Raw genomic sequence first — 25656 nt, forward strand, 5'->3', positions numbered from 1 at the left:
AATATTTTTTGAGGTGTACAAAGAACCTAAAAAAAGATAAATTTTCAAGATCTTTTCGTACAAAAAAGTAGGGGTATTTAAATAATATGTTAATTTCTTTGATAAAAACGTTAAAAAAACTAACTTCGACGCCTTGAACACCATATTTATTAAACGAGAAATAATGAAAAAACTAGTACTTTTAGCCCTCATAGGAGTTACCATAATTTCATGTAAAAAAGAGGAACAAGCACCTGTAAAAGACTATCTGATTTTATCTGGTAAAGTTGAAAACTTTAAACGAAGAGATATTACTTTATCTGGCTTTAAATTTGAGAAAAAAATAAAGTTTGATAGAGAAACTGGTTCTTTTGTTGATACCCTTAAAATTGATAGAGATGGTTACTATACTTTGTTTTTCAACAAAACACCTCTTAACCTATACCTAACTAAAACAGACGACGCAGGTCTTGTATTTGATTATAAAAATGCTGACGTTGTTAATTTTGAAGGTGCACACGCAAACATTAACAACTATTTTGTTGAGAAGCAAAAGACTTGGAGTGATATTATTGTTAGTGCTAACCAATTTTTTGCGTTGGAAGAAGAGGAATTTTTAGCTAAAACCGATGAATATAAAGAAGCCTTAACTGAACTTTCAATTTCTAAACAGTTACCTGCTGATTTCTTAAAACACGAAGTTAAAAATATTGATTACGAGTGCTTAAGAAACTTATATAATTACCAAGATTTTCATGCTACTTTAACAAGAAACAAGGATTTTAAAGTTTCTGAAAACTTTCCTGACCCTCTAGAGAATTTCAACTTTAGTAATGATAACGATTATGTACATTCTTACTTCTACAGAACTATGTTAGAAGATGAGCTTAACAAAATAGCTAAAGAAAAGAATAAAGAAGGTGAAGATTTATACTTAACTTATTTAGAGACTGTTCATACAGAAGTAACTGACACAATCGCAAAAAATGATTTACTATATAAAAGTGCCCAAAACAGTATTACGTACACCAGTGACTTGAAAGAGTTTTATAGAAAGTTTATGGCGTACTCTACTAATGAAGCACATAAAGAAGAAATTACTGAAGATTATGAATTATTAAAAACCACTGCAAAAGGGCAACCTGCTCCTAAATTTAAGGATTACGTTAATTATAATGGCGGTACAACCTCTATGGATGATTTATTAGGTAAAGGTAAGTACTTATACATTGATGTTTGGGCTACATGGTGTGGTTTTTGTAAAAGAGAAATTCCTTTATTAAAAAGATTAGAGCAAGAATACCACGGTAAAAACATTGAGTTTGTAAGTATTAATGTTGATGAAAAAGACAATGAGAAAAAATGGAGAGAGACTATTCAAGATAGAGAAATGACAGGAATACAATTAATGGCAGGTGATAGCCACTTACGCTTAGAATGGGCTCAAAACTTCTTAATAAAGGGATTACCTAGATTTATCATCGTTGATCCTGATGGGAATATTATAAGCCCTAATGCTCCTGCACCTTCTGAAGGAGAAAAATTAATCAACATGTTTGATGAATTAGGTATATAAATTTATCTACAACATAAAATAACAAAGACCGCTAATTTTTATTAGCGGTCTTTGTTTTAGTTTATATATTAATTTCAAAAACTCTAATACCTATTATCTCCATCTAAAAGATCTCCTAAACCACCTAACACACTTCCTTCTCCTTTATCTCCTTTTCCTGTTTGAGGTGCCATTGCCAATACTCTTCCAGCTAATCGACTAAACGGTAACGATTGAATATATACGGTACCTGGGCCTTTAAGAGTAGCAAAAAACAATCCTTCACCTCCAAATATGGTGTTTTTTATTCCGCCTACAAACTCAATATCATAATCAACATCTTGCGTAAAACCTACAATACAACCTGTATCTACTTTCAAAACTTCACCTGGTTGTAATACTTTCTTTGCCATCGTACCTCCAGCATGTACAAATCCGATACCATCACCTTCCATCTTTTGCATAATAAAACCTTCTCCACCAAACAACCCTCTACCTAAACGTTTTGAAAACTCAATTCCTATTGATACCCCTTTAGCTGCACATAAAAAAGCATCTTTTTGGCAGATAAACTTTCCACCAAACTCGGTTAAATCGATTGGAATAATCTTTCCTGGATATGGAGAAGCAAAAGAAACTTGTTTTTTTCCTTGACCTTCGTTCGTAAACACCGTCATAAACAAACTTTCTCCTGTTAAAATTCGTTTTCCTGCAGAAAAAATCTTTCCCAACAATCCTTTCTCTTGATTTGAGCCATCACCAAAAATGGTATTCATTCCTACACCAGAATCCATCATCATAAAGCTACCACTCTCGGCAACTACCCCTTCTTGCGGATCTAATTCTATTTCAACATACTGCATTTCTTCTCCAAAAATGCGATAATCTATTTCGTGTGCATTCATATTTTTTAGTTTTATCTATTAGACATCAAAAACTGTAATTTGTTACGATTTCACTTTCAAACTCCATTCGTACTCAAATTTCGATACCGAAATTCCTTCCTTATTAAAACCTTCTGCAGTAACAATTACTGTTTGTCCTTCACCTGTTTCAATCGCTTTTTGAATCGTTTCTCTTATTAATTGTCCTTGGTTGCATTCAAAACGAATTTTTCCTGTTGCTTTTTTTGTAAAAGTCCCATTCATGTTGGTTACTAACATCGAAATTTTTCTATTTGACGCTGCAATCTCTTTCATTACCAAAACTCCTGTGGCTAATTCAGACGCCATACCTTGCACTGCCCAAAACATCGATTTAAACGGATTTTGATTTACCCATTTGTAGGTAACTTTTACCTCAGCAGTGTCATCAGTAAGTGATTTTAAACGTACTCCAGTAAAAAAAGCTGCCGGTAATTTAAAAAATAAAAAAGCATTAACTTTTCTAGGTGTAAACTTCATTTTTTCAGTATTTACAGGCAATGTACGGCTTTTTATTCAATTAAATCACGAAACTCAAATGTTAAATTTTATTAATTTTTAGTACTATGTATTGCATAATACCTTTTAAAAGATATATATTTGCATTGTAAAGTATTATATATTTCATTTTATTATGCAACACAATAACCAAAATACCAATGCCTTTTTAATACATATATCTGCATTTGCAGGATATTTATTCCCACTAGGAAGTATCATTACTCCTTTAATCTTATGGCAAACTTTAAAAGAGAGAAGTGCATTTTTAGATGAACACGGTAAAGAAGCCGTAAACTTTAATATTAGTTTCGGATTGTACATTTTTATAGTTAGTGCTTCTTTTATACCGTTCTTATTTAGAAATATATTCCACGGATTTAATGGAATTGACATCGACTTTGGAGGACATCATGGTTATGGAGGGTTATTTGGCTTTTTAGGTTTTGCTTCGTTAGCAGGACTTATAGCACTGATAAAAATAGCATTGATAATTATCGCTGCTATGAATGCTAATAAAGGCGAACAATATCACTACCCTTTTACAATAAAATTTATAAAATAACCATAAACCGCATTACATGAAGATAGAAAACACAAAAGCACAAATGCGTAAGGGTGTTTTAGAATATTGCATCTTATCAATCTTACAAAAAGGAGATGCTTATACCTCTGAGATACTCTCTAACCTTAAAAGTGCAGAAATGATTGTGGTTGAAGGAACCATATATCCGTTACTTACCCGCTTAAAAAACGCAGGATTATTAAGTTACAGATGGGAAGAATCAACCTCTGGACCTCCAAGAAAATATTACGTACTCACAGAAAATGGCGGAATGTTTTTAAAAGAATTAGACAAAACATGGCATAATTTAGTAAACGCAGTAAACCAAGTAACAAGTACAAAATCAACTAAAGATGAATAAGACAATAAATATAAACCTGGGCGGATTTTTCTTCCACATAGATGAAACTGCCTATCAGAAATTAAAACGATACTTAGACGCTATCGCTCGTTCGTTAAGTGATGATCCGCAAGGAAAAAACGAAATCATTGCCGATATCGAAGCACGTATTAGTGAATTATTATCAGAAAGAATTACAGATGCTCGCCAAGTAGTAAATGAAAGCGATATTGAAGAAATCATCGCAATTATGGGACAACCTGAAGATTATGCTGAAGCTGAAGAAGCGTATAGCGAAAACACTTCTTACAACTATAAAAAAAACACTGCTAGCAAAAAAATGTTTAGAGATGGTGACGATAAGTTTTTAGGAGGAGTTTGTTCTGGACTTGGACACTATTTTAATATAGATGTTGTTTGGATTCGTTTAGCTTTCCTTATTTTAACCTTAGCTGGTTTCGGTTTTGGAATCATCGGATATATCATTTTATGGGTTATTCTACCTGAAGCTAAAACGACCTCTGAGAAATTACAAATGGAAGGTGAAGCCGTAAACATTGATAATATTGAAAAAAAAATTCGTAATGAGTTTGAAAACTTATCATCAAAGGTAAAGGAAGGCGCCCATGATTTATCGGATAAAATTTCGAATGCTGATTACCAAAAGCTACGTAACCAAACTAAATCAGGATTACAAGATTTTTTAGACACAATGGGTAAAATTTTACTAACGCTATTCAAAGTGTTCGGTAAATTCATGGGCGTTTTATTAATTTTCATTGCAGGTATTACTATCATTTCATTATTGTTAGGTTTATTCTCTGTAGGAAGCTTAGAAATTTTAAATTTCGATGGAGACATGGTTCAATACCCACCATTTTTCTACGACTCAGTAATGCCTAAATGGTTATTAATGACCTTCTTGTTTTTCTTAATCGGTATTCCTTTTGTAGTCTTATTTATTTTAGGGTTACGAATTTTATCTCCGAATATTAAAAAATTAAGCACTGCTACTATTTTAACCTTGTTCGGTTTATGGTTAATCTCATTATTAGCAATAGGCTTTACAGGAATAGAGTTTGCTACATCTCATGCGTATGATGGTACACATGTTACTAAACATAGTATTACCTACAATCAGCAAGAACCATTAAAGATTCGAGTTGTTAACGATGATAACATTCATTATCTACATAATTTACGAAATCGTGATAACGCTATGTTGGTAAATGTTGACGATAAAGAATTAAAGTATTCTAACAATATTAATATTGATGTTCGTAAAAGTGAAACTGATAGCGCATATATTGAAATTAAAAAAACATCTGAAGGAAAAAAACGTAATGATGCAAACAATAATGCAGAAGCTATTCAGTACAACTTTAAAACAGCAAACAACACGATTGTTTTTGACGCCTTCTTTTTAAGCTCTTTTAAAAACATTTGGAAAGATGAGGAGATAAACGCAGTAATATACATTCCTGAAGGAACAACTATTTATTTTGAAGGATCATCTCGTAATTTCTTAGATGATGTAAAAAACACACAAAATATATATGATCGAGATATGGCTAATCATCATTTTAAAATGACATCAAAAGGTTTCGAATGTATGGATTGTGATGAAGAGGACATCAACAATAATGAAGAGTCTGAAGATTGGAATTCTGACAATAATGATGAAGTAAGTTTCCTTTTTAACAGTACTATAAATGATATAAAAGCTGAATTTATCATTTCTAAAAAAACTACTGAAGATGAACTTAACAAATTAATTAATTGGTTCGAAGATCGTAAAAACATAAATATAAACGTTGTCAGCTCTAAATTCAATAAGAACAAAACAATTGATAAACTTGTTTTAGAAGTAGACTGTAACGATGGTCATGTAGGTACTATCACAATCGCTAATAATACACTAGATAATATCTCTAAAGGTTTCCGTAGATTGTATGATGAAGAGGGAGAATTAGCTTTTAAAACTTGGTAATCTCATAAACTGAAAAACTATGAATGATTTATTCGACTTCTTTTTTAAAGGTAACTTCTTCATGAAAATAGTTACCCTGTTATACACACTCTTACTATCATGGGTAATGAACGGATAAAAATTTATGATTACACCATATATTAACATATAGTTGACACTAACAACATTAGTTCATTGGTTAGCTAACTCCGATGACACTAATACTTGGTTTTATTAGTTAAGCCAAAGCTATATAGCTTTGGCTTTTTCTTTATATAAAACTTAATAATAAAAATACGAAAACCTATATATTTGTTTAAAACATTCCTTGCATGAATTTAACCATTGAAAATATTTTATTAATAGGGTCGGTTTTACTTTTAATAAGTATTATAGTTGGAAAAACATCGTATAAATTTGGAGTTCCTACTCTGCTACTATTTTTAACTATTGGAATGCTCGCTGGGTCTGATGGTATTGGTGGCATTATTTTTGACGACCCGAAAGCTGCACAATTTATAGGAATTGTTTCTTTAAATTTTATTCTATTTTCTGGAGGGTTAGATACAAACTGGAAGGCTGTTAAACCCATACTGAAAGAAGGATTGGTACTTTCTACTTTAGGCGTATTGCTTACCGCTGTTTCTTTGGGTCTCTTCGTATGGAATATTACCGATTTTACAATTTATGAAAGCTTACTACTAGGAGCTATTGTTTCTTCTACCGATGCTGCTGCAGTATTCTCTATTTTACGCTCTAAAAACTTAGCGTTAAGAGAAAATTTACGTCCTACTTTAGAGTTAGAAAGTGGTAGTAACGACCCCATGGCGTACGTACTAACTATTGCTTTTTTAACGTTGGTTACCCATCAAGATCAAAGTTTAGCCTCTATAATACCTTTATTTTTACAGCAAATGGGAGTTGGTGCTATTGCTGGTTTTTTATTTGGAATGCTTAGTAAAAAAATAATAAACTCAATAAAACTTGACTTTGAAGGGTTGTATCCTGTCTTGGTTATTGCTCTTATGTTTATTACTTTTTCTTTTACCGATTTTATAGGCGGTAATGGCTTTTTAGCTATTTACATTTGTGCTGTTTACTTAGGAAATCAAAACTTAATTCATAAAAAAACGATCTTAAAAATGTTTGATGGATTAGCTTGGTTAATGCAAATTGTACTATTCTTAACATTAGGATTACTTGTTTTTCCTTCACAAATTGTTCCCTACATTGGTATTGGACTTATCATTTCTCTCTTCTTAATTTTTATTGCTCGCCCTGTGGGAGTTTTTATTAGTTTACTCTTTTTTAAAATGAAGTTAAGAAGACGTTTTTATATTTCGTGGGTTGGTTTACGTGGCGCGGTTCCTATAGTATTTGCAACCTATCCTCTTTTAGCGGGTATAGATAAAGCTAATATTATTTTTAACATTGTATTTTTTATATCGGTTACTTCTATTTTAATACAAGGTACAACGCTTAGTATTGTTGCAAAATGGTTAAATGTTGCTTTACCTGAAGAAACAAAAAAACTCAGTGCTACAGATATGCTCTTAGAAGAAAATCCGAAAGCTTTAATGCAAGAAATTACAATTACAGAATCCTGCAAATCGGCAAACAAAAAAATTGTAGAATTAGATTTTCCTAAAAACGCCATTATAGCTTTGATAAAAAGAGATGGTAACTATATAACTCCTAACGGTTCAACGACAATAAATGCTGCTGACATTTTAATTGTTCTTGCTGATAAACCTACTATTTTTAAAGAAATTAATGAAAGCCTTAAAAATTAACTAATAATCGGTTTTAATTTTAATTATTAAAGTAATTTTGTAGTATGAATAAGATATTACGATTTTTAAGCGTCCTTTTTATTACAATGGTATATTTTTCTACCATTGGTTTTACGCAAAAAGATCAATCTTTTTCTAGTGAGTTTAGCAACACATACTCTTCACATAAAGAATACAAACCTGAAATTAGTGTATTAGCTAGTGGTGCTGCTCAATTTGATGTATTTAAAAATCTTATTATGAATGTAGACGATATCATCAAATTTGTTAAAAACTCACATGGCTTAGTTATGGCAAATCACATGGAATCAATAAATCACTGTCCTTTAACCCGAAAAAAGCTTAAAGAAATATTGATTCAAAACAATCTAGAAGAAAAAGTTGCTATTCCAGAAGATGGGGAGTCTGTATACTTTTAAATCTCTTCAAAATAAAGAACTCTACATTGAATAATGTGAGGTTTTAAATTACTCTTGGTTTGCTAAAAACTCTAAGACGTTTTACTAAAGCTTATACCCTAAAACAAAGTCAAATTGACTTTTAAAAAACACTTTTTTTATGAAAATTGTCTTTTTGATTTAAACAAACCTCCTTTAAAGAATTAAATTAACTCAAAAAAAACATCCATAAAACAAAATTCACTTTCAAAAACATTAAAAAAGATTAAATTCATTTAATTTGCAACAAATTTTAACAAACTATGTCCTCAAAAAATAAACTAGAATATACAGCTGAAGAATTTGTCTCTCCAGAATACATTCGTAACCGCTTTTCTAAAATTATGTCTGATACGTATAAAAAAGAGGTACCTCTTTATGGTGAACTTCTTGATTTGGTTCATGGCATAAATGAAAATGTTCTTTCAGAATCTAAAGAAATTGAAGAACAGTTAGCACATACTGGCGAATTAACTCGATTAAATATGGAACGCCACGGAGCAATTCGTTTGGGTAAGCCTTATGAGTTATTTACGATGAGACGTTTGTTTAAAGTAATGGGAATGTATCCTGTTGGTTATTATGATTTAGCTCCAGCCGGTGTTCCTGTTCATTCTACAGCGTTTAGAGCTATTGAAAGCACCGCTCTTAATCAAGCTCCATTCAGAGTTTTTACCTCTTTATTACGTATAGATTTAATTGATGATCCTCAGCTTCGTAACAATGTTGAAACTATTTTAGAAAAACGTCAAATTTTTACAGAAAAAGTTTTACAACTTATTGATAAATCTGAAAAAGAAGGAGGGTTAAATAAAGAAGATGCCGAAATCTTTGTACTAGAAGCATTGGAAACTTTTCGTTGGCACGATACTGCTACCGTAGATTATGAAATGTACGAAGCCTTACTAAATCAACACAGATTAATTGCTGATGTTGTTGCTTTCAAAGGACCTCACATCAACCACCTAACTCCTAGAACCTTAGACATAGACAAGGTGCAAGTAAGCATGGAGGCTCGTAATATTCCACCAAAAGACAATATCGAAGGACCTCCAGCAAGAAAATGCCCTATTTTATTACGTCAAACAAGTTTTAAAGCATTGACTGAAAAAGTAACTTTTAAAAATAATGTTGAGAAAGAAGAAATAGGCGAACACAAAGCTCGTTTTGGTGAGATTGAACAACGTGGTGTAGCGTTAACTCAAAAAGGACTTGATTTGTATCATGAACTGTTAGGTAAAACACGTAAAGCTATTGGTGGATCACCAACTGCCGAAAATGCCTCAGAATACAACGAATTATTAGCAGAAAATTTTAAAGTTTTCCCTGATAACTATGAAGAATTATATTCTGAAGATTTAGCTTATTTCCATTACTTTACTACTAATAAAGCAGCTACTTTATCTAAAGAAAAAGTATATACAAAAATAGATGTAAACCAGTTATTAGAAGATGGTTATTTAAGTATAGAACCTATGGTTTACGAAGATTTCTTACCTGTAAGTGCAGCAGGAATTTTTGCTTCAAACTTAGGTACAGATGATGCTAAACGTGAATACCAAGGTACTTCTAATCAAGATTTATTTGAAAAAGATTTAGGGGAACCTGTTTATACGTTAACAAAATGGTATGAAGATAAGCAAGATGAAAGCATACAAAACTGCTTGGCAGAAATAAATGCTTAATCATAAAATCAAATAGTAAAAAAAGTGTGTAGCCGTAAATGTAAATTTGTGGCTACGCTTTTTTCATTAAAGAGATTCTTTATCTTGTAGCTTACATTGGGTTTATTCTAACTAAACAATATTATTCTTTTGGAAAATCAATTTGATTATATAGACAAACAAATACTATCAAAACTTCGTTTAGATGCTCGTAAAGCCTATTCGCAAATTGCTGATGAGTTAAAAGTTTCTAACTCCTTAATTCATCAACGCATAAAAAAATTAACTGCGGAAGGTGTAATTAAAAATGCAGAGTTTGTTTTAGAAGAAAAAAGCTTAGGCTACAAAACTAAATCATACACAGGTATTCGTTTACGTGAAGCTCGTTTTGCGAAAGATGTAATGCGCGAATTAGAAAAAATTCCTGAGATAACAGAATGTAATTTCGTATCCGGAAACTACGCTATTTTCATCTTGATTTACGCAAAAGACAATCAACATTTACAAAAAATACTCTACGACAAAGTACATTTGATAAACGGAGTAGCGGGTACCGATACTTTTATATGTTTTGACACCTGTTTTAAAAGAAACATCCCCATAGAGTAAACATCAATTAAACTCTTTTACAAATTTTAATTATAGATATTTGTAACGATAAAGTAATACTTTACCCAATCAATACAATAGCCTTTTAGGTAATTTAGATAATGACACAAACAACACAACTACAAGCCTTAGAAAAATCGTTAACAGGAGAATTGTTTTTTGACGATTTACATAAAAACATTTACGCTACCGATGCATCGGTATATCGTAAAATACCTTTAGCTGTGGCATATCCTAAGGATATAAAAGATATTCAGCAATTAATCGATTTTGCTACTAAAAATAATACCACCTTAATTCCTCGTACAGCAGGAACTTCCTTAGCGGGACAATGTGTAGGAGACGGAATTGTAGTTGACGTATCTAAACACTTCACGAATATTTTAGCTTTTGATGAAATTAACAAAACGATTACAGTAGAGCCTGGAATTATTCGTGATGATTTAAATCGATTTTTAAAACCTTTCGGCTTGTTCTTTGGTCCGAATACCTCAACTTCTAACCGCTGTATGATTGGAGGAATGGTTGGTAACAATTCCTCTGGAAGTACTTCGATTCGTTATGGTGTTACCAGAGATAAAGTAATTGCTATTAAAGGATTGTTGAGTGATGGTAGTGAAGTAATGTTTTCTGAAGTTACTTCGGCAGAATTCAATCAGAAGAAAATAGAAAACACCTTAGAAGGAAATATCTATCGAGCAATTTACACTGAACTTATTTCAGAAGCTGCTCAACAAGAAATTAAAAAGGAGTTTCCAAAGGAAAGCATTCATAGAAGAAATACAGGGTATGCTGTTGATGAGTTTTTAACCTCTGATTTATTTGGAGGAACAGAACCTACAATCAATCCTGCAAAGTTCTTATCCGGTAGTGAAGGTACTTTAGTATTTTCTACTGCAATTACTATACAGTTAGACGACTTACCTCCTACACAAAGCATTATGGTTTGTCCGCATTTTAATAGTATTAATGAGAGTTTAAAAGCTACGGTAACTGCCATGAATCACAAATTATATGCTTGTGAATTGATGGATAAAGTAATTTTAGACTGTACCAAAAACAATAGAGAACAAACTAAAAACCGTTTCTTTTTACAAGGAGATCCAGAAGCAGTGTTGATGTTAGAAGTTTCTGCTGATACTATTGAAGAAGCTGAAGTATTGGCTAATAATTTAATTGAAGATTTAAAAGCAAATAACTTCGGATATCATTATCCGAAAGTATTAGGAAACGATATTGCCAAAGTACACGAGTTGCGTAAAGCAGGTTTAGGTTTGTTAGGTAATATTGTAGGTGATATGAAAGCGGTGGCGTGTATTGAAGATACAGCAGTAGCGCTTGAAGATTTACCAGAATATATTGAAGAGTTTACGCAAATTATGGATAAATATCAGCAAGATGCGGTGTATTATGCACATGCAGGAGCTGGTGAATTGCACTTACGTCCTATTTTAAACTTAAAGAAATCTGCAGATGTTACGTTGTTTAGAAAGATAACTACTGAAACTGCTGAATTGGTTAAGAAATACCAAGGTTCATTTAGTGGTGAACACGGTGATGGAATTGTACGTGCAGAATTTATCCCTTTAATGATTGGTGATAAAAACTATCAGTTATTACGAAGAATTAAAAAAGCCTTTGATCCGAATAACGTGTTCAACAAAGGAAAAATTACCGATGCTTTTCCTATGGATCAAAGCTTACGTTATGAAATTGATAGAAAAGAGCCTAATATTGAAACCATACAAGATTTTTCAGATAGTGAAGGTATTTTAAAATTGGCTGAAAAATGTAACGGTTCTGGTGATTGCCGTAAATCTCCTGAAGCTGGTGGAACCTTATGCCCTAGTTATCGAGCAACTCGAAACGAAAAAGAAACTACTCGTGCTAGAGCCAATACACTTCGTGAAGTTTTGACCAACAATACTGCTCAAAACAAATTCGATTCGAAAGAATTAAAAGAAATTCTTGACCTATGTTTGAGTTGTAAGGCTTGTGCTAGTGAATGTCCAAGTAACGTAGACATTGCTTCTATGAAAGCAGAATTCTTGTACCAATATCAAGAAACAAACGGATACTCTTTCCGCAGTAAACTATTTGCTAACAATGCAAAATACAACAAGCTAGGGAGCAAATTTCCTGCATCAACAAACTTCTTTACCAATACTACGTTAGCTAAAAAAGTAATGGGAGTTGCTACACAACGTTCGGTTCCTAAATTGGCTAAACAGCCTTTAAGTGCTTGGTTGAAAATTCATAATGTCACTTCGAGCGCAGTCGAGAAGTCTCAAAAAACAATCTACTTATTTAACGATGAGTTTACGAACTACTACGATGCTGAAATAGGTAAAGATGCAGTAGTTGTATTAGAAAAACTAGGATACGAAGTAAAAACCGTAAACCACGAAGAAAGCGGACGCAGCTATATTTCTAAAGGATTTTTAAAAGAAGCGAAAGACATAGCAAACAAAAATGTGGCTACTTTTAAAAACTTAATTACTGAAGAAACACCTCTTATCGGAATTGAGCCTTCAGCTATTTTAACCTTTAGAGATGAATACTTGCGAATCGCAAGTGATAAGGTAGCAGCGAAAAAACTTTCTGAAAACTGTTTTACTCTTGAAGAGTTTTTAGCTTCAGAACATTCAAAAGGAAACATTGACACGAATGCTTTTACCAATGAAACTAAAACATTGAAAATTCACGGACACTGTCATCAAAAAGCCTTATCGAGTACCCATGCATCCTTTTCAATTTTAAACATTCCTGAAAATTATAAGGTTACTATTATGAATACAGGTTGCTGTGGAATGGCGGGTTCTTTTGGATACGAAAAAGAGCATTATAAAGTAAGTATGCAAGTGGGTGAAGACACACTATTTCCTAAAGTTAGAAACTGCTCAAACGATACAGAGATAGTGGCTGCAGGTACTAGTTGTCGTCATCAAATTTATGATGGAACCAAACGCATTGCAAAACATCCTGTAACAATTTTAAGAGAAGCTTTGCTTTAATTAATTGATTTTCACTTGATTATTTTGTACTTTTAAGACTACTAAATCTTAAAAAGTATATTATGGCGAGCAATAGAATTATATTCAGCAATGCTTTGCTAATTTTTGCAGGCATTGCTGGTTACTTTTTAGTTATGAAAATTTTGGGGTTAGAACATGTTGCTGAACTACGTTTTTTAAACTTTGCTTTTGTTCTGTACGGTATTAACAGAGCTATTAAAACCAACATTATTAGAAATCATGAATCAGTATACTTCAGCAATTTTTTATTGGGAATAGGAACTTCTATTGTTGCTGTAGCATTAACTATTGTAAGTTTAATTATTTATGTAGACTTTATTGACCCAAGCTTTATGAATGTTCTTGAAAAATCTTCTTTTTGGGGACAAAAGTTAAGTTTACCTCTAGTTGTATTTGCACTGGCTATTGAAGGAATTGCCTCTTCGGTAATTTGTTCTTTTATCTTAATGCAATACTATAAAAACTATAAAGTTTCAAACTCAATGGCTACTTAGTTTTTTGGTAAAAACACCTCAGCCATCATACAGCGTGCGCTTCCGCCTCCACAGGTTTCAATAGTTTGTAACGAGCTATGGACTATTTTTGTGTGCTTTTCTAAGTTTTTCAACTGCTGATTTGTCAACGATTCGTATGCAGAGGTACTCATTACTAAATAACGTTCGTCATTATTCCCTCTAACTTGTAACATATTCCCCGCAAACTGAGTTACCTGTTCCTCAGAAATAGCAATCACCTCTTTTTTATCTGACTTCAAATGTTTTAAAAGGTTTTTCTTTTCTTTTTTATTATCTATTGAATCTAAACACACTACAGCAAAAGTTTCTGCAACACACATCATAACATTGGTATGATAAATTGCTTCTCTTTGTCCATCAACTGTTTGGTTCGCTTCAAAAATTACAGGAGTAAATTCAAAATCTTCGCAGAATTCAATAAATAATTCTTCATCCGCTCGGGGAGACAACGCACAATAAGCTTTTCTGTTTTGTCTATCTAAAATCATGCTTCCTGTACCTTCTAAAAAGATTCCTTCTTCTTCCGCTTCGGAATAATCAATTACATTTTCTATTGAGAAACCTTTTTCTTCCAAAACCTCTAATACATCTTCTCTTCGCTCTAAACGACGATTTTCTGCAAACATCGGATAAATAGCAATATCTCCATTTTCATGGAAAGAAATCCAATTATTAGGAAACAACGCGTCAGGGGTGTCAGGTTCTTTGGTATCTTCTATCACTACGACTTCTACTCCAACAGCTCTTAATTTTTCTACAAAAGCATCAAATTCTTCTTGTGCTTTCGCATTGATAGAAGCAGGTAGCATACCCGACAACTCTTGCTGATAATAATTATTTACTGCTGTTTGTTCATTCATCCTAAAGCTTACAGGACGAACCATTAAAATTGTATTCGTTGTTTGTTGCATACTGCGAAGGTAACAGATTTTAATATTATTTTATGTTATTTTCTTATATTCAAAAGTAATTTATGGCATAATAACTGCTAGTAAAAACTTCGATAAAACTGTTTAAAAATGACTAGAAAAACAATTAAAAAATCGGCTGCTATTTTAGCCATGACTTCGTTAGTATTTTTCTCTTGTAAAAACCAAGGCAATAGTACTACTGAAAACAAAGTTGAACAACAACCTAAACAAGAATTTGTTGATGAGCACAATGCTAAAAACTCTTTAGATTGGCCGGAATCTATGAAGGTACACTACCTTGTGCTAGCTGTCCTGGAATTAACACTACACTTAAATTAAACGCTGATTTAACGTTTGAATTGACTGAAGTATACTTAGATGAAGAACAAAACAATTTTGTTGAAAAAGGAAGTTTTACATGGGACAAAAAAGGAACAAACATTACTTTAAATATTCCTGATAGAAATCCTCAATATAAATGTATCGAAGGTTCTTTAATTTCATTAGATACTGAAGGAAAAGTAATTGAAGGAGAACTTTCTAAATTTTATATTCTTTCAAAAAAAGAGTAAGAATATTACTTTTTATACTACAACATCAGCCTTATAAATCATTAGGCTGATGTTGTGTTTATCCTAGCCCTCCATTTAGATTGATAAAAGTAACGGTGTCAAATTGTTGCTCTAAAAAATCAATTGCTCGTTGGCTACGTACTCCTGATTTACAATAAACTACCACAGGTTTTTCGATGTCTATTTCATCATATCGTTGAGTAAGTTCTCCTAACGGAATGTGTTGCCCTCCTATATGATGTTGTTCCCGTTCCCAATTTTCACGAACATCCAATAAATTATAAGCTGACGGATTATTTTGTAATTCCTCTAAAGTTATCTCATTAGCAGCAGTTTTAATTCCGCAGAAAAATTCATAGTCACTATCTAATTCAATAACCTCTGATTTGTCTGTCTTTTCAAACTTCAATATCATTTGACGCATGCTTAAGGTATCATACATCAACAATTTATTGGCTAGCACCTCTCCTATTCCACAAATAATCTTAATAGCTTCATTAGCTTGTAAACTTCCAATAATTCCTGGTAATACCCCTATTACCCCTATTTCTGAACAATTAGGTGACTCCTCTGGTTTTGGAGGAGTTGGATATAAACATCGATACGTAGCACTTCCTTGATAATTAAACACACTTACCTGTCCTTCAAACTTAAAAATAGCACCATACACCAACGGTTTTTGAGTGAGTACCGCTGCATCGTTGGTTAAATAACGAGTGGCAAAATTATCGCTACCATCTACAACTACATCATATTTCTCAAATAAAGAAACAGCATTCTGGTTAGTCAATTTTTCTTTATATACATGAAATTGAACAAAAGGGTTCAATTTAGATAAACGATTTGCTGCTGTTTCTGCTTTAGACTTTCCTATATCATCTATCGTATATAAAACTTGGCGCTGTAAATTACTTTGATCTACCACATCATCATCAATAATTCCAATCGTACCTACACCTGCTGCCGTTAAATATTGTAGTATAGGACAACCCAATCCGCCTGCCCCTATTACCAAAACCTTTGATTGTTTTAGTTTTAGTTGCCCTTCTTCTCCTATTTTATCGAGAATTAAATGACGGTCGTATTGTTTTTGTTCTTCTTGACTTAAGTTCATAATTGAATAAAATTCTGAATCAAGTTCAGAATGACGTTCATTTGGTTTGTAAAAGATAAGTTACCTTCAATCTTTATTCTTGATTCCAACAGCGAAGCGGTCTAACTTCTAAAATGCTCCCAATCTTTCCAAACTACTTCCAATCCCTGACCTTTTAGCATCTGTACAATTTCTTCCGTACTTCGTTCGTCTGAAATTTCAAATTGCTCTAACGATTGTGGTTCAACACTATATCCTCCAGGGTTTGTCTTAGATTCTGCACTGATTGAGGTAGCTCCTAAATTAACAATATTATTTCTAAAAACTTCACTTTCTCGGGTAGACATTGATAGCTCTACGTCTTCATCTAACATCCTAAATGCACAGATTAACTGTACCAAATCTGCATCCGTCATTTCTACTTTGGGTTCTAATCCTCCTGAATGAGGTCTTAAACGTGGGAATGAAATGGAATACTTTGTTTTCCAGTAGGTCTTCTGTAAATATTTTAAATGCAATGCAGTAAAAAAGCTATCAGCACGCCAATCTTCCAATCCAAATAAAGCTCCTAAACCTATTTTATGAATTCCTGCTTTTCCCAATCTATCAGGCGTTTCCAAACGATATTCAAAATTTGATTTTTTCCCTTTAGGATGATGCTTTTTATACTCTTGTTGATGATACGTTTCTTGATATACCAACACCGCGTATAATCCGCTTTCAATTAACAATTCATATTCATCTTGATCTAAAGGTTGCACTTCAATCGTAATATTTGAAAATTGAGAACGTATGAGTTGAATTGCATTTTTAATATAATCAACTCCAACTGTTTTATTAGCTTCTCCTGTTACTAACAAAATATGGTCGTAACCTTTTGCTTTTAAAAAAGCAACTTCTTTCAATATTTCATCATCGGTTAAGGTTCTTCTCGGAATTTTGTTTGTAAAACTAAATCCGCAATACGTACATATATTCTGACACTCGTTACTCAAATACATTGGAGCGTACATTTGAATCGTATTCCCGAATCGCTTTTTAGTCAGCATACGACTTCTTTGTGCCATTTGCTCTAAAAAAGGTTTTGCAGCAGGAGAAATAAGCGCTTTAAAATCTTCCAAATCGAGTTTATCCTTTGATAAAGCACTTTCAACATCAACGGATGTTTTATTAAATATGCTTTGTAAAGCTTCATCCCAATTGTATTGGTTGAATGTGTTTTTGAAACTACTCATAATATATTGTTCGTTTTATCTTTTTTTTCATTGATGAAAAAAGAAACAAAAAAATCTAGTCTTATTAACTCTTAGCTGATAAAAATCACATCCTCGAAACTAAATGAAAAGAACTCGCTTCGCTCAAACAGCTTTTCATTTTTAACGTTTCTTTCGGTGGATTTTATCACTAGATTTAATTATGACACTGCTTAATCTAACTTAAAAAACTCGTTAACGGACTACTTGCCTCTGCTTGTTTTTTTACAGGAGCTAGTTTTGCTTCATATGCCATTCTTCCTGCTTCAACTGCCATTTTAAAAGCTTGCGCCATGGCTACTGGGTTTTGTGATACTGCAATAGCTGTGTTTACCAAAACAGCATCAGCACCTAATTCCATAGCATATGCCGCATGAGAAGGTGCTCCAATACCAGCATCAACAACTACTGGAACATTAGACTGTTCGATAATAATTTCTAAAAACTCTAATGTTTTTAATCCTTTATTACTTCCAATAGGAGCTCCTAAAGGCATTACACATTGCGTTCCTACTTCTTCTAATCGCTTACATAAAACCGGATCTGCATGAATATAAGGCATCACTACAAATCCTTTTTTTACTAGCCCTTCAGCAGCTTTTAAGGTTTCAATTGGATCTGGTAATAAATATCTTGGATCTGGGTGTATTTCTAATTTTACCCAATTCGTTTCTAATGCTTCTCTGGACAATTCTGCTGCAAAAACAGCTTCTTTTGCTGTACGAACTCCTGAAGTATTCGGTAATAAATTGATTCTTGAATGACTTAAATGTGATAAAATATCATCTTCTTCGTTTTGAACATCTACTCTTTTTAAAGCTACTGTTATCAATTCACTTTCTGAAGCTAACAAAGCTTCTTTCATTAATTGTGAGGAACTGAATTTCCCAGTTCCTGTAAATAATCGTGAGGTAAATGTTTTATCGGCTATTGTTAAATTGGTATTCATTATTGCTAATTTATTGCGTTCCTATTTTGTACACTTGTTCATTGGTACTTGGAGCTTTTAAAATTTTATGAAATGTAGGAATCGAGTTGAAATTTTGTGTAATTGCTCCTGAAACAGCGACTCCATATACTCCTGTGTCAATAATTTCAGGTATATTTTCTGTGGTAATTCCACCGATAGCTATTATTGGAGTGGTTGTTTTCAACTCTTCTAAAAGCATCTGGTAACCAGTAGTTCCTAAAACTGGACTCAAATTCTTTTTAGTTTCAGTAAACTGATAAGGACCTAAACCAATATAATCTACTTTTTTCTCTAGTAGCATTTTACAATCTTCTAAAGTATTTGCTGTTCCTCCTACAATATATAAATCACCTAAATACTCTTTTGCTTTTAACGGACACGTATCTGTTTTTCCTAAATGAACTCCATCTGCTTTGATTTCTTTCGCTACTTTGTAATAATCGTTTATGATTAAACGAGTTTGAAAATGACTCGTAATTTCTCTCGCTTTTTGTGCTGTTTCTAAAATAGTTTTCGGATCTATATTCTTTAATCGAAGTTGCACCCATTCTGCCCCAGAAGCACAAGCTCTTTGAACATTTTCTAGATGCTCTTCTGGAGTTTTCCCTTGAGTTATATAGTGTAATTTACTTATCATGTATAGTTGTGCTCTCCTAAGAGCGTTTTATTAGAGTTTAAAAATTGTTCTGTATACCATTTGGCATTTGTACATGCATCTTCTAAAGGAAGTTGTTTGGCTATATTTGAAGCTAAAGCTGAAGACAATACACAACCGCTTCCATGCTTTTCAAAAACGGATGTAGCTTTAGGTGGAATATTCAACTGTACTATCTTACTGTGATATACTTCATCCCATCCTTTTTTAGCTTCTCTATGTCCACCTTTTAAATAGATATTAGTCTTCTCTGAAATAAATTCAATGGTTTCTTCTATCGATTTATTAGAAAACAAAGCTTTTATTTCATCATAATTTGGAGTGATAAAATCACAGTGTTGTAATACTTCTTCAAACACTTTTATATTCTCTTCGGAATGAAAATCAAATCCAGCGCTGGCTTTTAAAATAGGATCCAATACTATTTTTATGAATGGATTGCATTTTTTTAGTGTTTGAATAACCTCCAGTAATACATTCCAAGATTGGATGATTCCTATTTTTGCTACTGATATTTCAAAGCGTTCAAATAAGGTTTCAATTTGATTGATGATGGTTTCTTTATCAACCCAAACACAGTCTTTAAAATCAATATCATTTTGAACTGTAACTGCTGTACATACCGATAGTCCGTATAAACCATGTGCTTCAAATGTTTTAATATCAGAAGTTAATCCTGCTCCACTTGACGGATCAAATCCTGCAATCGTTAGTATGTAAGCTTGTTGTTTCATTTTTTATTAATATGCTTTCTTTTGATAAAAAGATTACTTCTTCATATACTTCTCGTAATGACGCTTGATATTTTTAAAGCTTTCAACTGAGCTTTCTGTATTCCAAACTCCTCCTAACACACCTATTCCTTGAAAACCTAACTCTAAGGTTTTTTGAATGGTATCAGTATTAATTCCTCCCATACCTATAATGGTTTTATCAATATTATTTACATCAAAACCTCTTCCTTCGTACCCTTTTTTTGAAATAGAAGAAAACACTGGACTCAATAAATGATAATCAAATTCGATGTCGCAATTCGCTAAGGCTGAAGGTTCATGAAAAGAACTACTCATTGTTTTTCCTATCATATCTAATCCAATAAAATATTCACTTCCATTCTCTAAAGCATCAATTCTTTTTTGCTCTTGAAAATGAATTCCTTTTAGGTTGAATTTATTAATGAGTTCATGAAAATAATGAGTAACTATTCTATCATGATACTTTTTATCTATTTGATTCAAATAAGCTACATGCTCTTCATAGTTTTTGTCAGGTTTTCTGAAATGATAATATTCCAATCCTTCTTCAAATAATTGTTGAAGGATTTCAATCTCATTTGGAATATCTTTTTCTGGAGCTATTAAAACAATCATGTATTAGGAATTAGGTTAAAAAGAGTTAGGAATTAGAAATAGTACTATTTTCTAATTCCTTCTCTTTTATTTTGTTATAGATATACTTCTGAACCTTTGTCTTTGAATTCTTTAGATTTTTCTTCCATTCCTTTAGCAAAGACTTCATCTCCTTCTACTTTATTTTCAGCTGCAAAGTCACGCACTTCCTGCGATATTTTCATAGAGCAGAATTTTGGACCACACATAGAGCAAAAATGTGCAATTTTAGCTCCTTCTGCAGGTAAGGTCTCATCATGATACTCTCTAGCCAGCTCTGGATCCAATCCTAAGTTAAACTGATCTTCCCAACGAAACTCAAAACGTGCTTTACTTAAAGCGTCATCTCTGTGCTGTGCTCCTGGGTGTCCTTTTGCTAAATCAGCTGCATGGGCTGCTAATTTATAGGTAACCACCCCTGTACGAACATCTTCTTTATTTGGTAAGCCTAAATGTTCTTTTGGAGTTACATAACACAACATAGCACAACCATACCAACCAATCATCGCTGCTCCTATTCCTGAAGTAATATGATCGTATCCTGGAGCAATATCCGTAGTTAAAGGCCCTAAAGTGTAGAACGGGGCTTCATCACAAGCTTCTAACTGCTTATCCATGTTCGCTTTAATCATGTGCATTGGTACATGACCCGGTCCTTCAATGAAACATTGTACTTCATGTTTACGTGCTATTTTAGTCAACTCTCCTAAAGTTTCTAATTCTGCAAACTGTGCTTCGTCATTCGCATCGGCAATACAACCAGGACGTAAACCATCTCCTAAGGAAAAGGCAACATCATAAGCTTTCATGATTTCACAAATCTCTTCAAAATGAGTATATAAAAAGCTTTCTTTATGATGTGCTAAACACCATTTTGCCATGATAGAACCTCCTCTAGATACAATCCCTGTAATACGTTTTGCCGTCATAGGTACATAACGTAAACGAACACCAGCGTGAATCGTAAAGTAATCTACTCCTTGCTCAGCTTGTTCAATTAAAGTATCTCTAAAAATTTCCCAAGTTAAATCTTCAGCAATTCCATTTACTTTTTCTAAAGCTTGATAAATAGGTACGGTTCCTACAGGTACAGGTGAATTACGAATAATCCACTCACGAGTTTCATGGATGTTTTTACCTGTAGATAAATCCATAATATTATCTGCTCCCCAACGACATGCCCAAACTGCTTTTTCTACTTCTTCTTCGATTGATGAGGTGGTAGCTGAGTTTCCAATATTTGCATTGATTTTAACCAAGAAATTACGTCCTAAAATCATCGGTTCTGCTTCTGGGTGATTGATATTTGAAGGAATAACTGCTCGACCTCTAGCAACTTCTTCTCGAACAAATTCAGGAGTAATTTTTGTAGGAATACTTGCTCCGAAATCTTGCCCTGGATGTTGCTTTGACAAACGTGTCATTTCATCTATTCGCTGGTTTTCACGAATGGCAATATATTCCATCTCGGGGGTAATAATTCCTTTTTTTGCGTAATGTAACTGTGTTACATTTTGTCCCTTTTTAGCCCGTTTAGGTTTATGTTTTAAGTTAAATCGAAGATCATCTAAGCTTTTATCATTCAATCGCTCATTACAATAATCAGAAGTAAATTCATTTAATTCATCCACATCTCCTCTATCTAAAATCCATTGCTCACGAATACGTTCTAATCCGCTATGGATATTAATCTCTTTGTTTGGGTCTGTATAAGGACCTGAAGTATCGTATACCGTAACTGGTTCGTTAGGAGTTCTTTTTTTAGTCATCGAATCCACAGTATCACTCAATTCAATTTCACGCATGGCTACTTTTATCTGTGGATGGATGTTTCCTTGAACATATATTTTTTTTGAATTCGGAAATGGTTGTCTTGTTACACCATCTTGTTTTGGAGCTGTATCTTTTTTCTTCATTTTAAGGTTGCTTGTTTATTGCTTTATACGTTTTGTTTTCTGAAAATATTATCCTCCTTGGGTAGATTTAATGATTAAAATAGCATCATTATTTTGGAGCAATTTTGAAGACCAATCTGATTTTTTTACCACACTGCTATTTACAGCAATGGCAATTCCATTGGTTTGAATTTGTAGCTTTTCTACTAATTCTTGCAATGTCACCTCGGTTAAAAATTCTTGTTGGTTATCGTTTACTTTTATTGTTATCATATTGATCTATTTAAAGTAAACTGTAGAAGAAATTCAGAATTGTTTTACAAAAAACAATGCCTAAATAAGATTTTATAACTTTTCCCTACGCTGGTGTTAACCATATCAGGTTCAAAGGATCTTTCTCAAACTAGTTTCCTAGCTACTCCTAAAGTTTACTCGATAATCGAGAGTAAGTATTAAAACTTTTCCTCGAAATAAATTAAATGTATAAATTCTTTATTTGTGTATACTAACAAGTAGAATCTATACTCGCAAATGTACTTGTTTATTTTCTTCTTAAAAAAAAAGCGAACTTAAATAAGTTCGCTTTTTAAAAAAATCTTTTAAAACTACAGACTTTTAACCTTCTTAGTTACTTCTTCAAGAACTTCAAAAGCAGTTTCTGCCATTTTGTTTCCTTTGAAATCTAGTAACGGATTTACTTCAACAAACTCTACACAAGCTACTTTTTCACTTGCTAATAATCCGTTAATTATATCAATAATTTCATGTTGATCAAATCCTTTTGGAACAGGTGTACCTGTTCCGTAAGAAATCATATCGCAATCCATTGCATCTACATCAAACGATACATAAATTACATCACAATTTGACAACTTTTCTAAAGCTTCATTTACACAAACATCCAATCCACGATAACGAACTTCAGCAACCATATAGTTTTTAATACCATATTTCTCCATTTGTTTATCTTCTGGTTCTTCAGTATCTCTAACACCAAAGAAAATGATATCTTCTGGTAATACTTTCTGCCCTGGAACTCCGATGTTTTTCATACGTTCCCACAACTCAGAGGTTTCTCTACTTACATCGTTAATTTGACAATCTAAATTATCGTCTGATATTGCTGCTGACAAAGGCATACCGTGAATGTTTCCTGAAGGAGAAGTATAAGGTGAATGTAAATCTCCGTGGGCATCAATCCAAACTACACCTACCCTTTGTGTTGGATAAGCTGCCTTCACTCCACTAATGGTTCCTAATGCTGAAGAATGATCTCCTGACAATACAATTGGAAATTTCCCTTCCTGTAAATTAACTTTTACATGGTTACTTAAACGCTTACACTGATTAAAAACACTGTCTATTCGCTTAGCAAATGAATTGTTTACTTTATTATAAATTGATTCATTTTCGGTAATAACGTCTTCAAAATCATGCGAATCAAAGTAATTACTTTTTTTATTTATCGCTGCTATTTCAATAGCATCAACTCCCATGTCAGAACCACGAGTTCCTGCTCCAATATCTGATCTATTTTTGATAATTTTAATTTCTTTCATCATCAATTATATTAAATAAAAAAATGTCATTTAAATTACTAAATGACACTTTCTTTCATGTTTTATCTTTTATCTATCTCTACGAATTCCCTTAAATTCTCTCCAACGTATACTTGACGTGGACGACCGATTGGTTCTTTACGTAAACGCATTTCTCTCCATTGAGCAATCCATCCTGGTAAACGTCCTAAAGCAAACATTACAGTAAACATTTCTACTGGAATACCCATTGCGCGGTAAATAATACCTGAGTAGAAATCTACGTTAGGATATAATTTTCTATCTACAAAGTATTGATCTTCTAAAGCTTCTCTTTCTAAACCTTTAGCTACATCTAAAATTGGATCTTCAACTCCTAAATCTCCTAATACTTCATCAGCTGCTTTCTTAATAATCTTTGCTCTTGGATCAAAGTTTTTATATACACGGTGTCCGAATCCCATTAAACGGAATGGATCTTCTTTATCTTTTGCTTTACCCATGTACTTTTTAGTGTCTCCACCATCTTCTTTAATAGCTTCTAACATTTCAAGTACAGCTTGGTTTGCTCCACCATGTAAAGGCCCCCATAATGCAGAGATACCTGCTGATAATGAAGCGAATAAACCTGCATGAGAAGAACCTACGATACGTACTGTTGATGTAGAACAGTTTTGCTCGTGATCTGCATGTAAGATTAATAATTTATCTAAAGCATTAATCATGATTGGATTTAACTCATACTCATCATTTGGCTTTTGGAACATCATTGTTAAGATATTTTCAACATATCCTAACTTACGAGAACCGTAGTGTAATGGTAATCCTTGCTTTTTACGTAACGTCCAAGCTACTAAAACTGGGAATTTACCCATAATTTTAACGATCGCCTTATACATATCTTCTTCTGAATCAACATTTACAGAAGACGGATTAAAAGCTGTTAAAGCTGATGTTAACGATGATAACACTCCCATTGGGTGTGCGTTCTTAGGAAAAGCATCGATAATTTTCTTAATATCATCATCTACAATAGCTTCATCTAATATATCTGCATAAAACTTATCTAACTGCTCTTTTGTTGGTAACTCACCAAAAATTAATAAATAAGCTACTTCTAAGAAATCTGCTTTTTCAGCTAATTCTTCAATAGAATATCCTCTATATCTTAAAATTCCTTTCTCACCATCTAAAAATGTTATAGCACTTTGGCATGAACCTGTATTTTTATACCCTGGATCAATGGTAATTACACCGTCCGTGGCCCTCTTAAGGCTTTAATATCAATTGCAGTTTCATTCTCTGTCCCCTTTACTAAAGGAAACTCATACGTTTTTTCGCCAATTTGTAATTTTGCTATATCTGACATTTTAAATTTCTTAAATTTTAATGATTGAAGTGAGTTGCGAATATACCATTTTTTGAATTATTTTGAAAGTGTCGATAGATAGATTTTTAATATAAAATCATAACTTTTTCTTATAAAAAAATACAAAAAA

24 protein-coding genes, 1 pseudogene and 1 riboswitch are annotated in these 25656 nt (G+C 32.7%); of the genes and pseudogenes, 12 read left to right on the forward strand and 13 right to left on the reverse strand.

Annotation, left to right across the window (positions count from 1 at the left end):
- Positions 1 to 163: 163 nt before the first annotated feature.
- Positions 164 to 1555: a TlpA family protein disulfide reductase gene (locus AC3VI6_RS01810; protein WP_497704957.1), complete on the forward strand. Its 1392-nt coding sequence runs from the start codon at positions 164 to 166 to the stop codon at positions 1553 to 1555.
- A gap of 83 nt (positions 1556 to 1638) precedes the next feature.
- Here the strand turns inward: AC3VI6_RS01810 and AC3VI6_RS01815 are convergent, their stop codons facing one another.
- Both AC3VI6_RS01815 and AC3VI6_RS01820 read right to left on the reverse strand, forming a co-directional pair.
- Positions 1639 to 2439 carry a TIGR00266 family protein gene (locus AC3VI6_RS01815; RefSeq protein ID WP_497704958.1) on the reverse strand — a complete coding sequence of 267 codons (801 nt, stop codon included), beginning with the start codon at positions 2437 to 2439 and terminating at the stop codon, positions 1639 to 1641.
- Positions 2440 to 2481: 42 nt separating this feature from the next.
- A complete protein-coding gene (locus AC3VI6_RS01820; RefSeq protein ID WP_497704959.1) occupies positions 2482 to 2937 on the reverse strand; it encodes a DUF4442 domain-containing protein in 456 nt (151 codons plus the stop codon).
- A gap of 154 nt (positions 2938 to 3091) precedes the next feature.
- Here AC3VI6_RS01820 and AC3VI6_RS01825 point away from each other — a divergent pair, with 154 nt between their 5' ends.
- The 9 genes from AC3VI6_RS01825 to AC3VI6_RS01865 all read left to right on the forward strand — a co-directional run bounded on the left by AC3VI6_RS01825 (position 3092) and on the right by AC3VI6_RS01865 (position 13861).
- A complete protein-coding gene (locus AC3VI6_RS01825; RefSeq protein ID WP_497704960.1) occupies positions 3092 to 3520 on the forward strand; it encodes a DUF4870 domain-containing protein in 429 nt (142 codons plus the stop codon).
- 16 nt (positions 3521 to 3536) lie between these two features.
- Positions 3537 to 3881: a PadR family transcriptional regulator gene (locus AC3VI6_RS01830; RefSeq protein ID WP_047789417.1), complete on the forward strand. Its 345-nt coding sequence runs from the start codon at positions 3537 to 3539 to the stop codon at positions 3879 to 3881.
- The gene (locus AC3VI6_RS01835; RefSeq protein WP_497704961.1) at positions 3874 to 5850 is read left to right on the forward strand and encodes a PspC domain-containing protein; all 1977 of its coding nucleotides are present in this window, start codon (positions 3874 to 3876) and stop codon (positions 5848 to 5850) included. Before AC3VI6_RS01830 ends, AC3VI6_RS01835 begins: the two co-directional genes overlap by 8 nt.
- A 311-nt stretch (positions 5851 to 6161) precedes the next feature.
- The gene (locus AC3VI6_RS01840; protein ID WP_497704962.1) at positions 6162 to 7622 is read left to right on the forward strand and encodes a potassium/proton antiporter; all 1461 of its coding nucleotides are present in this window, start codon (positions 6162 to 6164) and stop codon (positions 7620 to 7622) included.
- A gap of 44 nt (positions 7623 to 7666) precedes the next feature.
- Positions 7667 to 8041, forward strand: coding sequence for a hypothetical protein (locus AC3VI6_RS01845; protein WP_497704963.1), 375 nt, complete (start codon positions 7667 to 7669; stop codon positions 8039 to 8041).
- Between the two features lie 281 nt (positions 8042 to 8322).
- The gene (gene hglS / locus AC3VI6_RS01850) at positions 8323 to 9744 is read left to right on the forward strand and encodes a 2-oxoadipate dioxygenase/decarboxylase HglS (RefSeq protein ID WP_497704964.1); all 1422 of its coding nucleotides are present in this window, start codon (positions 8323 to 8325) and stop codon (positions 9742 to 9744) included.
- Between the two features lie 129 nt (positions 9745 to 9873).
- Positions 9874 to 10332 (forward strand): Lrp/AsnC family transcriptional regulator, encoded by a 459-nt coding sequence (locus AC3VI6_RS01855; RefSeq protein ID WP_274634258.1) that lies wholly within the window; start codon positions 9874 to 9876, stop codon positions 10330 to 10332.
- 101 nt (positions 10333 to 10433) lie between these two features.
- A complete protein-coding gene (locus tag AC3VI6_RS01860) occupies positions 10434 to 13346 on the forward strand; it encodes an FAD-binding and (Fe-S)-binding domain-containing protein (RefSeq protein WP_497704965.1) in 2913 nt (970 codons plus the stop codon).
- Positions 13347 to 13408: 62 nt separating this feature from the next.
- On the forward strand, positions 13409 to 13861 hold the full coding sequence (locus AC3VI6_RS01865; protein ID WP_497704966.1) for a hypothetical protein: 453 nt from the start codon (positions 13409 to 13411) through the stop codon (positions 13859 to 13861).
- Here AC3VI6_RS01865 and ctlX read toward each other — a convergent pair.
- The gene (gene ctlX / locus AC3VI6_RS01870; protein WP_497704967.1) at positions 13858 to 14793 is read right to left on the reverse strand and encodes a citrulline utilization hydrolase CtlX; all 936 of its coding nucleotides are present in this window, start codon (positions 14791 to 14793) and stop codon (positions 13858 to 13860) included. The two genes, AC3VI6_RS01865 and ctlX, sit on opposite strands and share 4 nt — an antisense overlap.
- Positions 14794 to 14901: 108 nt before the next feature.
- On the opposite strand from ctlX, the gene AC3VI6_RS01875 reads away from it, so the two are divergent.
- Together AC3VI6_RS01875 and AC3VI6_RS01880 are read left to right on the forward strand one after the other, a co-directional pair.
- The gene (locus tag AC3VI6_RS01875) at positions 14902 to 15132 is read left to right on the forward strand and encodes a hypothetical protein (RefSeq protein ID WP_497704968.1); all 231 of its coding nucleotides are present in this window, start codon (positions 14902 to 14904) and stop codon (positions 15130 to 15132) included.
- A complete protein-coding gene (locus AC3VI6_RS01880) occupies positions 15063 to 15365 on the forward strand; it encodes a copper resistance protein NlpE (protein ID WP_497704969.1) in 303 nt (100 codons plus the stop codon). The genes AC3VI6_RS01875 and AC3VI6_RS01880 overlap by 70 nt, the downstream gene beginning before the upstream one ends.
- 58 nt (positions 15366 to 15423) lie before the next feature.
- Here the strand turns inward: AC3VI6_RS01880 and moeB are convergent, their stop codons facing one another.
- From moeB to AC3VI6_RS01930, 10 genes and pseudogenes are all read right to left on the reverse strand, one after another.
- Positions 15424 to 16479 carry a molybdopterin-synthase adenylyltransferase MoeB gene (moeB, locus tag AC3VI6_RS01885; protein ID WP_497704970.1) on the reverse strand — a complete coding sequence of 352 codons (1056 nt, stop codon included), beginning with the start codon at positions 16477 to 16479 and terminating at the stop codon, positions 15424 to 15426.
- 101 nt (positions 16480 to 16580) lie between these two features.
- The gene (gene thiH / locus AC3VI6_RS01890) at positions 16581 to 17693 is read right to left on the reverse strand and encodes a 2-iminoacetate synthase ThiH (RefSeq protein ID WP_497704971.1); all 1113 of its coding nucleotides are present in this window, start codon (positions 17691 to 17693) and stop codon (positions 16581 to 16583) included.
- Positions 17694 to 17889: 196 nt separating this feature from the next.
- The gene (locus AC3VI6_RS01895; RefSeq protein WP_497704972.1) at positions 17890 to 18660 is read right to left on the reverse strand and encodes a thiazole synthase; all 771 of its coding nucleotides are present in this window, start codon (positions 18658 to 18660) and stop codon (positions 17890 to 17892) included.
- 10 nt (positions 18661 to 18670) lie between these two features.
- On the reverse strand, positions 18671 to 19318 hold the full coding sequence (gene thiE, locus AC3VI6_RS01900; RefSeq protein WP_435255312.1) for a thiamine phosphate synthase: 648 nt from the start codon (positions 19316 to 19318) through the stop codon (positions 18671 to 18673).
- Positions 19315 to 20070, reverse strand: a complete 756-nt coding sequence (locus tag AC3VI6_RS01905; RefSeq protein WP_497704973.1) for a hydroxymethylpyrimidine/phosphomethylpyrimidine kinase — start codon at positions 20068 to 20070, stop codon at positions 19315 to 19317. Before AC3VI6_RS01905 ends, thiE begins: the two co-directional genes overlap by 4 nt.
- 33 nt (positions 20071 to 20103) lie before the next feature.
- Positions 20104 to 20706 (reverse strand): thiamine phosphate synthase, encoded by a 603-nt coding sequence (locus tag AC3VI6_RS01910; protein ID WP_497704974.1) that lies wholly within the window; start codon positions 20704 to 20706, stop codon positions 20104 to 20106.
- 74 nt (positions 20707 to 20780) lie between these two features.
- Entirely contained in the window at positions 20781 to 22640 is a 1860-nt protein-coding gene (gene thiC / locus AC3VI6_RS01915; protein ID WP_497704975.1) for a phosphomethylpyrimidine synthase ThiC, read from the reverse strand.
- Positions 22641 to 22688: 48 nt separating this feature from the next.
- Positions 22689 to 22892: a sulfur carrier protein ThiS gene (thiS, locus tag AC3VI6_RS01920; RefSeq protein WP_497704976.1), complete on the reverse strand. Its 204-nt coding sequence runs from the start codon at positions 22890 to 22892 to the stop codon at positions 22689 to 22691.
- A 65-nt stretch (positions 22893 to 22957) separates the two neighbouring features.
- A riboswitch (TPP riboswitch) is annotated at positions 22958 to 23052 on the reverse strand.
- Between the two features lie 172 nt (positions 23053 to 23224).
- A complete protein-coding gene (locus tag AC3VI6_RS01925) occupies positions 23225 to 24181 on the reverse strand; it encodes an arginase (protein WP_520436366.1) in 957 nt (318 codons plus the stop codon).
- Between the two features lie 59 nt (positions 24182 to 24240).
- A pseudogene (locus tag AC3VI6_RS01930) lies at positions 24241 to 25526 on the reverse strand (citrate synthase).
- Between the last annotated feature and the right edge of the window lie 130 nt (positions 25527 to 25656).

The sequence above is a fragment of the Tenacibaculum sp. TB-56 genome (assembly GCF_059716275.2).